The organism is Helicobacter rodentium ATCC 700285 (assembly GCF_000687535.1).
Lineage (GTDB): Bacteria > Campylobacterota > Campylobacteria > Campylobacterales > Helicobacteraceae > Helicobacter_D > Helicobacter_D rodentium.
In genome coordinates this window covers 21,533-34,641 of sequence record NZ_JHWC01000001.1, presented here as the reverse complement: position 1 = coordinate 34,641, position 13,109 = coordinate 21,533, and the positions used below count along the sequence as shown (strand labels likewise).

Sequence of the window (13,109 nt, the reverse complement as noted above, 5' to 3'; positions counted from 1 at the left end):
TTAAAAACTAAAATAAGACAAATAGACTCGTTAAAAAAATAATGATAGTTTAAATAATGAAATCAAAGCAAAATTTGATAAAGTTTTTGATAATGAAGAAATGCAAAAATATTTCAAAGAAAAAATACATTGGAGCAGACAAAACGAGAGAGATATAAATTTTTACGAATTATAATGACAAATCTTGTAGCAATGCGTGAAGCTTATTGTACTCTCCACGTTCTAAAAATCTTACCTTTTGGCAAGGTAGATTATTTAAATGCACAAACCCATACGCAATGCGCTTCAAATCCAACACCTCTAAACCAAAATGTGCAAAGAATCGGCGCAATTCTCGGTTTTTGCCCTCTGTGATAATGACTTTAATTTTGGAATATTTAGGTGTGTTTTTAATGCAAGTATAACCCGCAAAGGGCGCAAAATCCATTGCCTTAATCTTGCTTTTACTATGCCCTCCCGCACTAGCGTCCTCCAAGCTTAGCCCAGATTCCATTGCGTCAAACACGCAATCCTTGATCATTCCTGAAAGCTTAATTAAATACACACGTTCTAGCCCGCTCTCCATAAGGGTGCGCACGACTTTAGCACTATCACTAAGCAGTAGCAATCCCTCACTTGCAAAATCCAGCCGCCCTACAGGCATAAAATGCGCGAATTTCTTAGGCAAAGAATCATAAATCACACGCCGCCCTCTATCGTCCTTTTTGCTGACAATCTCGCCCTTTGGCTTATGATACGCAATCACGGAGTATTGCTCCTGCTCCCTTAGGGGTTTGCCATTAAGATAAACTTTTGTTTTGCTATCCACTTGATAAGAAAAATCTAAAATCACTTCTTTATGGATACTAACCTTTCCCTCTGCGATGAGCTTATCCGCCTCGCGTCTTGAATATTTTGAATGGTGTGCTATGTATTGATTGAGTCGCATTTTCACTTCTTACATTATTTTTTAAATTTAAATTTTCGCGCCTTTAAAAGTGTCTTTAACGCTTCTTTATGTCGCCCTTGCAAAATGAGCCAAAACCCCTCTGCGCTTTGTTCTAAACTACCTCCACAAGAGAGTTTCTTCTTTGTCTCTTTTAGAATCTCTTGCATTGCTGTTTTGCTTTCAAAAAAGATTCCACATTTTGTAATATCCTTGCCACTTGCCTTTTCCTCATTAATACCCAAAAAATAAGAATCACGCTCCTTTATGGTGTGCAAAGTAGCGCAAACGCAGGCACTTTGCAATTCCCCACATTTTTTGCAGATTGTATCCACATTGTCAGTAAATTTCGCTTCCATTAAAGCTTGTAAATCGCTTAATTTTGCCATTGTAATTGGTTCAATTCCCCTTTAATATCGCTATGCACCTGCAAAGAACTTATCATTTCTAGCTCCTGCGTTTGCGTTCTAAATAGAATCCTAAGCTCCCGTTTGCCTTGATGTCTCAAGGCTGCTTCTTTCAAAAGTCGCACAACCTCTGCATTGGTGTGAATGTCTAGCACAAGCGTTAGAGGCTCGTTTGTGTCTGCTTTTTGAATCACAAAATCCACCTTTTCCTTTTTAGCCTCTCCTAGCTCTAAAATTTTTTCCGCTTTTAATTTTTTTGTCTCATCTTGCTCTTGCACAAGGCATTTAATCGCGATGGGCTTTTCCTTGTCCATTGTTTCAAGCTGTTTTAAGGATTGCTCAAAAATCGTTAGTTCCACGCTTCCATACAAATCTTGTATCTTTAAGATTCCATAGGGTTTGCCACTTTTGGAGAATTTTTTGATAATATCCTCAATCTTGCCCACAATGAGAATGCGACTATTTTCTGCAATATCCTTGATTTGGTTTGTGGGTGTGTGTTGAATGGATTTAAACTCCTCTTTATACGCATCAAGCGGGTGTCCAGAGGCGTAGAATCCCAAACTTTCTTTTTCGAATTCCAACACTTCTTTTTGACTATATTCTCCTAAATTTTTTAAATGCAGTTGCACACGCGTAAGCTCCTCGTCATCGCCAAAGAGTGATCCCACCGCCTCTTTTTGCGCAGTTTGTGAGAGTTTTGCTGCTTCTGTTAAATCTTCCACTTGCTCCAATAGGGTTTTGCGCGTATAGCCAAAGCAATCCATTGCGCCGCTTTTTATAAAGGATTCTAGGGATTTTTTATTCACTTTTTGTGGGTCAATGCGCTTTAAGAAATCCTCTAAATCCTTAAATTCCCCATTATTGTTGCGTTCCTCTAAGGCGATATTAATTGCCACTTCTCCCGCGCCCTTAATCGCTCCAAGCCCAAAGAGAATGCAACTTTCATTATTCACTTCCGCAACGCTAAATTCTAATTCTGATTTTTGAATATTTGGCGGAAGCACTTGAATCCCCATTTGCTTAGCTTCCTCAATGTATTCTACAATTTTATCCGTGTTGTTTTTTACGCTCGTTAGCAAGGCTGCCATAAACTCTTTGGGGTAATAAGTCTTTAAATACGCGGTTTGAAAGGTTATCATCGCATAGGCTGCAGAGTGGGATTTATTGAATCCATATCCAGCAAACTTTACGATTAACTCCCATAATTCCTCCGCCTTTGCCCTATCAAAACCTTGCGCTACCGCACCATCGGCAAATTTGCTTTTATTATCTGCCATAATCTGTGCGTCTTTTTTCCCCATAGCACGGCGGATTAAGTCCGCTCCACCAAGTGAGAATCCCCCGATTCTTTGCACAATTTGCATTACCTGTTCTTGATAAACAATCGTGCCATAAGTAGGGCGCAAAATAGGCTCTAACTCTGGAAACATATATACAATGGGTGCTTTGCCGTGTTTGCGGTTAATAAAATCATCTACCATTCCCGATTCCAAAGGTCCCGGGCGTCCAAGCGCAATAAGGGCGATAATATCCTCAAAAGTGCTTGGACGCATTCGCTGATTCATTCCTTGAAACATCTTAGATTCTATTTGAAAAACTCCAAGCGTATCGCCACTTTGCAAGGTTTCATAGACTTTTTTATCATTTACATCAATGTTTGAAAAATCAATGGCGATTTTATGGCGATTCTCAATGAGTTTTAGCGCGTCATCAATGAGCGTGAGTGTGTTAAGCCCCAAAAAGTCAAACTTGATTAAATCCACATCCTCAAGAAATTTCATAGAATATTGTGTTGTGATGATTCCATCGCGTTGGGAATAGTAAAGCGGGGCTTTGTTCCATAATTCCTGCTCGGAGTCAATCACGACTGCCGCTGCGTGTGTGCCGGGATTCCGCTTTGTCCCCTCTAAAATCAACGCAAACTCCCATACTTGCTTAGCAAGTGGGTCTTTTGCAAGGAGTTCAGCGATTTTTGGCTCTTTGTTATATGCGTCCTCTAAGGTAATTTCTAGCTCTTTGGGGATTAGTTTCGCAAAAGAATCTGCGTCATTATAAGGCATACCCATTACACGCGCCACATCGCGAATCACCGCCTTTGCTTTCATCATACCAAAGGTAATGACTTGCGCAACATTATGGCGTCCGTATTTTTCGGTTACATAATCCAAAATCTCCCCGCGCCGACTTTGGCAAAAGTCCATATCAATATCGGGCATACTCACGCGTTCAGGATTCAAGAATCGCTCAAAGAGTAAATCATATTTCATAGGATCAATATTGGTAATCTCCAAACAAAAAGCAACCAAGCTTCCCGCCGCACTTCCACGACCGGGACCTACCGGGATTCCGCGTTCCTTTGCTGCACGCACAAAATCCCAAACAATTAGCATATAGCCCGGAAATTTCATTTTATTGATAATTTCAATCTCGCGTTCCAATCGTTCCTTATATTCTTGATGACGACTTTCCTCCACATTTAAAAGCCGTTTTTTCAAGCCTTCGCGGCACTTGTAGGTGAAGTATTCACTATCTTGTGTAAAAGTTAGTCCTTCGGATTCTGCATATTCTTTTGTAAATTTAAAACTCGGTGGCGTGGGGTCTCCTAAATGCAATTCCAAATCGCATTTATCGGCAATTTCTTGCGTATTTGCTAAGGCTTCGGGTAAGTCCGCATAGAGTTCTGCCATTTGCGCGGGTGTTTTGATATAAAATTCCTGCACGGTATGGTGGAGGCGATTGGGGTCATTAAAGTCTTTTCCAAATCCTATATAAAAAGCAACTTCTTGTGCGGTAGAATCACTTTGGTAAGTGTAGTGTGTGTCATTGGTTGCGATGATTTTAATGCCTGTTTCAAGGGATAATTTTAAGAGTTGGTTGTCTATACGTTGTTGCTCCTCAATTCCGTGTCGCATAAGCTCCAAATAAAAATCCTCTCCAAAAATCTCCTTATATTCCAACGCAACTTCTTTTGCCCTCTCATAACCCTTGCGTCCTTTATTGTCATTTTTCATATTTAAATGCCATTGCACTTCGCCATTAAGACACGCGCTACTGCAAATTAACCCCGCACTATGCTCTGCTAACATTTTCTTGCTAATGCGCGGCTTCATATAGAATCCATATAAACAAGCTTGGGAGCTTAGATACATCAGATTCTTATAACCCTCCAAGTTTTTTGCATACAAGCAAAGGTGGAATCGCTGATTGTTTTTTTCGCTAATATCCTCTGCATTATGCAAATAGGCTTCCATACCCAAAATAGGCTTGATTCCCTCTGCTTTCATTGCCTTATAAAACTCTATTGCGCCAAACATATTTCCGTGGTCGGTAATCGCCACGCTATCCATTCCATATTCTTTGATTTTTTTTGCCAATGTTTTGACCTTATTCAAGCCATCAAGCAAAGAATATTCGGTATGTAAATGCAAATGTGTAAATTTTGGTGTTTGACTCATGGGCTACCTTATTTGTAATGATTGCAATAAAATTGCGATTCTAACTTACAATTACTAATAAAGCCATTAACTTTGGTGTGGATTGTAAAAATTTAGCTTTGAAGAATCTTGCAAGAATCTTAAATGATTCTTGCAAAAAAGAAGTTTTTATTTTGCTAAAAGCACGGATTCCATTTGATTTTCTCCATAAATAGGAGCAAGCGTTTGATTGTAGGCTTCTTTCATAAAACCATTTTCATTTAATGTTTTTATCTCCGAATTTAGCCACTCCAATAACTCCTTATCTCCCTTTTTAACTGCGGGTGCAATGACATCTTCTTCGCCTAGTTTTCCGATTCCAACTTTAAACTCTGGATTTTCTTTTGCCCAAGCAAAAACAAGTAGATTGTCGTGTGCTAAAGCTGCACCCCTTCCGTCTTTAAGAGCTAAGAAAGCCTCTGTGTTTTGGTCGTATTTCAAAAGCTCAATCTCTGGGTGATTTTTTGTAAAATAAAAGTCTGCAGTTGTGCCTTTGTTGAGGATTAATTTTTTACCTTTTAAATCGTCTATGCTTTGAATCTCTCCATTTTTAGATACAACTCCAAGCGCAACTTTCATATAAGGAGTAGCAAAATCAACGACTTCAGCGCGTTCTTTTGTCTGTGTGAAGTTCGCCATTATCACATCTACTTTACCGCTTTTTAGAAATTCTACACGACTTGCTGCTTCCACTAATTCAAATTTAACTTTGCTCTCATCTCCCAATAAATCTTTTGTAATTTGGCGAGAGATAACAACATCAAATCCATCATTCTCTCCCTTATCATTAATAAATCCAAAAGGTGGCTTATCGCTGAAAACTCCGATGGTAATTACACCCTTTTGCTTGATGGATTCCAAGCCATTACTTGCTTTTTCTGTATTTGCGCTATTTCCGCATCCTACGAGCAATGCCCCAAACACAAAAGCTAAAAATAGTTTCAAAAACAATTGCTTCATTGATTTTTCCTTAAAAATTATTTTGCAAAAATGCGCGTAATTTTAGCAATAAAACCTTAAAAAATGTAACCATATTTTAATTTTCAATCTATCTATCGTTTTTAAGTTTTCGTGTTTTAAGCTACAACTCTAAAAAGTAAAACTCTATTGCAAGAATAAAAAGCTTACCATTGTCATTGTGAGAATTGATTGATTCGTGGTTATCCACAACTTGACATAAAGCAAACCTCCATAATGGAATCTTAAAGGTTAAATTTCGCATTATAGATTGCTCCGCAAGTTTGAAAATCTGCTCACAATGATGATGAATCTCATACTTATCGCATAAAAAGCAAGTTTAAATTTTCTCGCAGTATTCTTTGAGTCTTTGAATCCCTTTTTCAATGCTATTTAAATCTGTCGCGAAAGAGAATCGGAAATATCCATCCATTCCAAAACCAATTCCCGGAATCACGGCAACACCTACTTTTTCTAACAAATCTTTGCAAAACTGCATTGAATCTTTAGAAACATCTGCGCAATGCACAAAAAGATAAAATGCACCATCGGGTTTGCTTACCTTTAATCCCTTGATTGCGTTGAGTTTCTCACACGCAAAATCCCGTCTTTCTTTGAAAGCTAGGCGCATTGTTTCTATATCTTTATCTGCACTGCCATTTAGTCCAACAATTGCAGCTTTTTGCGTGATAGAATTAATATTTGAAAACGACTGACTTTGGAATCCATTGATGAGTTTGCATAATTTTTGGTCTTTTGCCGCTAAGTATCCCATACGCCAACCCGTCATAGCAACAGCTTTGCTTAAGCCATTAATTGTAATTGTGCGTTCAAGCATATCCGCACTAATACTTGCAGGAGAGACAAAAGTGCCTTCATACACGAGTTTTTCATAAATTTCATCGCTTAAAACCCAAATATTTGTTCCTTTTAGCACTTCTGCAATATCTTCTAATTCAGCTTTAGAATAAACCATTCCTGTGGGATTAGAAGGTGTTGTCAGCACTAGCATTTTAGTTTTTGGAGTAATGGCTGCTTTAAGCTGCTCTTTAGTAATTTTAAAATGATTTTCTTGCGTGGTTTGAATAAAAACATTCTTACCATTACTAAAAGTAACAAGTTCGGGATAGGTTACCCAATAAGGGCTAGGGATAATGACTTCATCGTCTTTATCAATAAGGGCTTGGAAGGCATTAAAAAGAGAATGTTTAGCACCCGCGCTTACGATAATCTCCTTTGTAGAGTATTCCAAATGATTATCGCGTTTAAGCTTTTCGCTAATCGCACTTAAGAGTTCAGGGATTCCAGCAACAGCAGTATATTTAGTAAAACCCTCATTGATTGCCTGAATTGCTGCGTTTTTAACAACTTGTGGTGTGTCAAAATCTGGCTCTCCAGCCGAAAAAGATAAAATATCTTTGCCTTGTGCCTTAAGTTCTCTTGCTAATGTGCTAATTGCAATGGTAATGGATTCAGATAAAGCAGTGATTCTGCTTGCATAATGTGCCTGCATAGTAAGTTCCTTCTTTCTAAGGTTTGGGTAGATTGAAATGTAATAATAATCTTAATTTATTAAAAATTTTATAAAAGCTAAAATTATTATCTTTTTAAAAGTCTTAGAACATCTCATATCCTAGCAAAATACATTTATCAAAGTAGGGCAAAACACACATTGCCTTGATGTCTCCGCCAATTCCAATATCGCGTAAAGTCTCATAATAGCGAATATCAAATTGCAAATAGCTTCCAAATACCGCTCTTGCATCTAGTAAAGGCGAGTTGGTGGTGGTTGCGATTCCAACTCCGCTTTGCTCATTAAAATAAATAAACCAATCAATCTTGCTAAACACAAGCACGAGAGCGTGTATTTGGTTTAGAACCTCTTTTTCTTTTAGGGTAAGCAAATGATAACCCTCACGACTTACAACAATCCTATGACGAAAGCGCACGAAATTGCGCTCTAGCGTCTGCTTATGCACTTGCGCATAAAAGGAATCAAAATCCATTGCAAAAGCACAATGTGTGCTAAATAATACAAATAACGCCAATTTGCAGCAATGTTTCCAAAAAGTGTATTTTTTATTCTTTAGCATTTTAATTTTAATTTCAGCCTTTGCATTTGGTTTGTTTTTAAAATTATAGATTGCTTCTCTAGCGTTTGCAATGACAAGGCGAAAATTCCTCAAGCAAGTTCAGCATTGTAGATTGCCACGACTTCTTACGAAGTATCGCAATGACAAAAGCCTACCACCTCGTCATTGTGAGAAAATTTGAAAAATTTTTGTGGCACACAATCCGCAAGAATTTATGCAAGTTTGGGTAAGTTACTAACGCAACATACACCCACACTTGCAAATCTGTAATCCAAAATCTTGCCTTTACGATTCCATTGCCTCGCTTTTCTGAAGTGCGTTATTAATAGGTTGCCACGAATACCACGCATTCTCGCAATGACAAGGTGGAAAGCTTAAAACAATCCAATTAAATGGATTCCATTATTGCATCAAATCTTTGATAAAAGGTTGCTTTTGCTTCTTTTAGGGACATTGAAACTGCACCAATCTGAATGGAATCTCCACCGAGTGTGGCGACTTTTGTTAAACTCAAATTAGAATTTTCAAGCAAAGCCTCTAGCGCACTTACATTTTGCGATTCTAAAGCCACCAAAATTTGTGTGGGTGCTTCCCCAAAAAGCATTGTAAAATCCAAATTTTCCACACTCTTAACACCGACATTTCCACGCACACAAGCCTTTGTGAGTGCCATTGCTAAACCGCCTTGATAAATATCCACTGCCCCCTTGAGGATTCCGCGTTCATTTGCTGCATTAAGCACACTCCATAAAAAAAGCTCGTCTTGCAAATGAATCGCCGACACCTCACTTTTAAAGGAATTGCCCAAATATTTTGCCACCAAACTTGCCCCAAATTTTGGTTTAGAATCCTTAGAGGCTAGGCGATACACTTCTAATCCCGCTTCTTTAAAATGCGATTGCAAAACATTGTTTATATTATCTAGCACACCCACCCCCGCAATACTTGGTGTGGGATAAATATCCTTGCCATTGGTTTGATTATATAAACTCACATTTCCGCTTACCACAGGGGTATTTAAGGCTTTACAAGCCTCTTTAATTCCCTCGCAAGATTCCTTGAATTGCCACATTACCTCCGGATTCTCTGGGCTTCCAAAGTTCAAACAATCTGTAATCGCAAGGGGGCGTCCGCCACGCAAAGCAATATCGCGTCCGACTTTTGCCACTGCTTGTTTTGCGCCTTCTTTTGGGTTAAGATAGCATAGGCGACTTGGACAAGCGACACTCATTCCTAAGCCCTTGCCATTTTCCTTGACACGCATTACACTCGCCCCTCCTGCACCGCTAGGAATGATTGTGTTGGTTTGCACACTAGAATCGTATTGTGTATAAACCCAAGCCTTATCACAGATTTCAGGCGTATTAAGCAGTGTTTCAAAGACTTCCTGCACATTTTGCGATTCTAATTTTTCTTTCTCTAAGAAAGCAATGGAATCCAAATAGGTTGGATTCTCGCTCACGGGACGCTTAAGGATTGGTGCTTTTTCGCTTAGAGGCGCAATAGGAATCTCGGCGCATTTTTGCTTATGCCAAAACAATTCCATTTTACCGCTATTAGTAACTTCCCCAATGATTGCGCAGTCTAGCTCCCATTTTTTGAAAATTTCTATGATTTTTGCCTCACAGCCTTTTTTTGCACAAATGAGCATTCTCTCTTGACTTTCACTTAGCATTAACTCATAGGGCGTCATTCCACTCTCGCGCATTGGCACTTGATCTAGGTGCATTACCATACCACTTCCGCTGCGCCCTGCCATTTCAAAGCTAGAGCTTGTAAGTCCTGCCGCACCCATATCTTGGATTCCAACAATTAAATCTTGTTTAAAGAGTTCCAAACAAGCTTCTAAAAGTAGTTTTTCTGTAAAAGGATCTCCCACTTGCACCGTTGGACGCAAGGATTTGGAATCTTCATTAAAGGAATCACTACTCATTACCGCGCCACCCAAGCCATCGCGTCCTGTTTTAGAGCCGACATAAATCACAGGATTCCCAATTCCCTCTGCCTTGCCATAAAAAATTTCATCACTCTTTACGATTCCAAGCGAAAACGCATTGACTAAAATATTGCCCTCATAACTTGGCTCAAAACTCATTTCACCCCCAAGCGTTGGCACACCCATACAATTTCCATAACCACCAATTCCCGCAACAACACCACGCAATAAATAGCGGTGCTTTGCGCCTATGGAATCCTTTTTGGTAATATCGCCAAAGCGGATAGAATTAAGACTTGCAACAACCCTTGCACCCATTGTAAAAATATCGCGCATAATACCGCCCACGCCCGTTGCCGCACCCGCGTAAGGCTCAATGAAGCTTGGGTGATTGTGCGATTCCATTTTAAACACCGCACCATAACCTCCGCCAATATCAATGATTCCGGCATTTTCTCCCGGTCCTTGAATCACCCAAGGCGCACGGGTGGGGAATCCATTAAGATAGATTTTACTAGATTTATAGCTACAATGCTCACTCCACATTGCCGAAAAAATACCGAGTTCTACAAGGTTTGGTTCTCTATTTAGAATCTTTAGGATTGCATTATAATCCTCCTGTGTGAGTTTATGCTGTGCTAAGACTTTTTGCAAGTTCTCCATTTTTCTTACCTTAGTGTGTAAAATTTACAAAATCAATGAAAGTTTATCAAATGACGCATAAAGTATAGATAAACTAAGATTGCAATAAAGTTAAATTAAGTAGAATATATGCGTTTTATTTTATAAAACAATTATTTCAAGGAGAAATTTAAGATGAAATACATCAAGTTTTTCAAAGAGTTAAACAACAAAGATGTCCCGATTGTTGGGGGAAAGAACGCAAGTATTGGAGAGATGTTTCAAGAGCTTGTGCCAATGGGGATTAAAGTTCCCAATGGGTTTGCAATCACAAGTGAGGCATATTGGTATTTGCTAGATAGCGCAGGAATTAGAGAGAAAATCAAAGAATTGCTTGACGGGATTGATGTAACAGAAATTGATGTATTGAATGTGCGCTCCAAAAAAATCCGTGATATGATTTTTGGCACTCCCTTGCCTAATGATTTGCGTGAGGAGATTTTAGAGGCGTATAAAATCTTGAGCGCAGAATATAAAATGGAGGAAGCCGATGTTGCCGTTAGGAGTTCTGCAACAGCGGAGGATTTACCCGATGCGAGTTTTGCAGGGCAACAAGATACTTATTTGAGTGTGCAAGGGCAAACCGAGTTGATTCACTATGTGAAATCTTGCTTTGCTTCTCTCTTTACTGATAGAGCGGTAAGTTATCGTGCTTCAAGAGGATTTGATCACTTTAAAGTAGCACTCTCTGTGGGTGTGCAAAAAATGGTGCGCTCTGATAAAGGAAGTTCTGGTGTAATGTTTAGTATTGACACAGAAACGGGCTTTAAAGATGCGGTTTTTATCACTTCTAGCTGGGGGCTTGGAGAAAATGTTGTGGGCGGAACGGTGAATCCTGATGAATTTTATGTCTTTAAACCCTCTTTGGAGTTGGGAAAACGTCCTATCTTGAAGCGTCAGTTAGGATTTAAAAACATTAAAATGGTGTATGCAGCTCCGGGCGCAAAACACCCAACAAAAAACATTGAAACAACCGAAGAGGAACTTAAAAGCTTTTCACTAGAAGATGATGAAATCTTAACCTTAGCGCGTTATGCAATCTTGATTGAAAGGCATTATTCCAAAGAAGCAGGGGAGTATCGCCCAATGGATATGGAATGGGCAAAAGATGGCAATAGCGGAGAAATTTTCATCGTCCAAGCGCGTCCTGAAACCGTGCAGAGTCAAAAGATGAAAAAACAAAGCAACACGCTTGAAAAATATTTCTTTAAAGATAAAGAAGAAAAAGAGATTCTACTTATCGGAAAGGCAGTGGGTGGAAAAATCGGTAGTGGGAAAATCCGCGTGATTGATAATATCTCCAATATGGGAGAATTGAAACAAGGGGAGATTCTTGTTACAGATAACACAGACCCTGATTGGGAACCTGCAATGAAAAAGGCTGCGGCTGTGATTACGAATCGGGGAGGGCGCACTTGTCACGCCGCGATTGTTGCGCGTGAAATTGGTGTGCCTGCGATTGTCGGTGCAGTGGGTGCAACAGAGAAGCTAGAAACAGGAATGGAGGTTACCGTTTCTTGTGCGGAGGGCGAAGATGGTTTTGTCTATGATGGTATTTATGAATATGAGATAGAAAAGATTGATTTAAATACACTAGAGCAGCCAAAAACTAAAATCTATATGAATATTGGGAATCCCGAGAAAGCCTTTGCATTCTCTATGATTCCAAACAATGGCGTGGGGCTTGCTAGAATGGAATTTATTATTAATAATTACATTAAGGCACACCCTTTAGCACTCATTGATTTACACAATGGCAACAAGGAGTTTGATGGTGTAGAGGGCGTGAAAGAGATTATGTCTGGATACGCAAACCCCAAAGACTTTTTTGTTAAAAAAATCGCAGAGGGCGTGGGAATGATTGCCTCTGCATTCTATCCTAAGCCGGTGATTGTGCGCACAAGCGATTTTAAATCCAATGAATATTGCCGAATGGTGGGTGGCAAGGATTACGAGCCACACGAAGAGAATCCAATGATTGGCTATCGTGGGGCAAGTCGTTATTATTCCGAGCAATACCGCCAAGCCTTTGAATGGGAATGCGAGGCACTTGCTATGGCTAGAAATGAAATGGGATTTTCTAATATGAAAATTATGATTCCATTCTTAAGAACACCCGAAGAGGGACGCAGAGTGTTAGATATTATGCGTAAAAATGGATTGGTGCAAGGCGAAAATGGCTTAGAAATTTATGTAATGTGTGAATTGCCTGTGAATGTCATTTTGGCTGATGAATTTTTACAACTCTTTGATGGATTCTCCATTGGTTCTAATGACTTAACGCAATTGACGCTAGGAATTGATAGGGACGGGGAGCTTGTTAGCCATGTAGGAGATGAACGCAATCCTGCGTTGCTTAAAATGTTTAAAATGGCTATTGAGGCGTGCAAAAAGCATAATAAATATTGTGGAATCTGCGGACAAGCCCCAAGTGATTATCCAGAAATTGCAGAATTTTTGGTAGAAAATGGCATTACTTCTATTTCTTTGAATCCAGATTCTATGATTGAAACTTGGGATAGAATCGTTCAATTTGAAAAGAAACTCGGAATTTCTTAAAAAGCTAATTAAAGCAGAGTTTTTACTCTGCTTGGCTTTAAAAAATATAAAAAAATAAATTAAATTTTTTGTTTG

At 39.2% G+C, this 13,109-nt stretch carries 9 protein-coding genes; 1 reads left to right on the top strand and 8 read right to left on the bottom strand.

Annotated features, from left to right (window positions below):
• Positions 1–169 precede the first annotated feature (169 nt).
• The 8 genes from BS85_RS0100155 to purL all read right to left on the bottom strand — a co-directional run bounded on the left by BS85_RS0100155 (position 170) and on the right by purL (position 10,457).
• A complete protein-coding gene (locus BS85_RS0100155) occupies positions 170–928 on the bottom strand; it encodes a pseudouridine synthase (protein ID WP_026943006.1) in 759 nt (252 codons plus the stop codon).
• Between the two features lie 14 nt (positions 929–942).
• A complete protein-coding gene (locus BS85_RS0100150) occupies positions 943–1,314 on the bottom strand; it encodes an SUI1 family translation initiation factor (RefSeq protein WP_026943005.1) in 372 nt (123 codons plus the stop codon).
• Positions 1,302–4,790, bottom strand: a complete 3,489-nt coding sequence (dnaE, locus tag BS85_RS0100145) for a DNA polymerase III subunit alpha (RefSeq protein WP_026943004.1) — start codon at positions 4,788–4,790, stop codon at positions 1,302–1,304. Before dnaE ends, BS85_RS0100150 begins: the two co-directional genes overlap by 13 nt.
• Before the next feature lie 147 nt (positions 4,791–4,937).
• Entirely contained in the window at positions 4,938–5,768 is an 831-nt protein-coding gene (locus BS85_RS0100140; protein ID WP_026943003.1) for a cysteine ABC transporter substrate-binding protein, read from the bottom strand.
• A 121-nt stretch (positions 5,769–5,889) separates the two neighbouring features.
• Entirely contained in the window at positions 5,890–6,030 is a 141-nt protein-coding gene (locus tag BS85_RS11145; RefSeq protein ID WP_156937987.1) for a hypothetical protein, read from the bottom strand.
• 75 nt (positions 6,031–6,105) lie between these two features.
• A complete protein-coding gene (locus tag BS85_RS0100135; protein WP_026943002.1) occupies positions 6,106–7,278 on the bottom strand; it encodes a pyridoxal phosphate-dependent aminotransferase in 1,173 nt (390 codons plus the stop codon).
• 103 nt (positions 7,279–7,381) lie between these two features.
• Positions 7,382–7,951, bottom strand: a complete 570-nt coding sequence (locus BS85_RS0100130) for a hypothetical protein (protein WP_245596244.1) — start codon at positions 7,949–7,951, stop codon at positions 7,382–7,384.
• Between the two features lie 295 nt (positions 7,952–8,246).
• On the bottom strand, positions 8,247–10,457 hold the full coding sequence (purL, locus tag BS85_RS0100125) for a phosphoribosylformylglycinamidine synthase subunit PurL (protein ID WP_026943000.1): 2,211 nt from the start codon (positions 10,455–10,457) through the stop codon (positions 8,247–8,249).
• A 153-nt stretch (positions 10,458–10,610) separates the two neighbouring features.
• Between purL and ppsA the strand changes: the two genes are divergently transcribed.
• Complete coding sequence (ppsA, locus tag BS85_RS0100120) at positions 10,611–13,034, top strand: pyruvate, water dikinase (RefSeq protein ID WP_026942999.1); 2,424 nt, start codon at positions 10,611–10,613, stop codon at positions 13,032–13,034.
• The last annotated feature ends 75 nt before the right edge of the window (positions 13,035–13,109 follow it).

Excerpts from the sequence above, each read along its gene's own strand:
- BS85_RS0100155 (WP_026943006.1), bottom strand. The coding sequence starts at position 928 with ATGCGACTCAATCAATACATAGCACACCATTCAAAATATTCAAGACGC.
- BS85_RS0100150 (WP_026943005.1), bottom strand. The coding sequence starts at position 1,314 with ATGGCAAAATTAAGCGATTTACAAGCTTTAATGGAAGCGAAATTTACT.
- dnaE (WP_026943004.1), bottom strand. The coding sequence starts at position 4,790 with ATGAGTCAAACACCAAAATTTACACATTTGCATTTACATACCGAATAT.
- BS85_RS0100140 (WP_026943003.1), bottom strand. The coding sequence starts at position 5,768 with ATGAAGCAATTGTTTTTGAAACTATTTTTAGCTTTTGTGTTTGGGGCA.
- BS85_RS11145 (WP_156937987.1), bottom strand. The coding sequence starts at position 6,030 with ATGCGAAATTTAACCTTTAAGATTCCATTATGGAGGTTTGCTTTATGT.
- BS85_RS0100135 (WP_026943002.1), bottom strand. The coding sequence starts at position 7,278 with ATGCAGGCACATTATGCAAGCAGAATCACTGCTTTATCTGAATCCATT.
- purL (WP_026943000.1), bottom strand. The coding sequence starts at position 10,457 with ATGGAGAACTTGCAAAAAGTCTTAGCACAGCATAAACTCACACAGGAG.
- ppsA (WP_026942999.1), top strand. The coding sequence starts at position 10,611 with ATGAAATACATCAAGTTTTTCAAAGAGTTAAACAACAAAGATGTCCCG.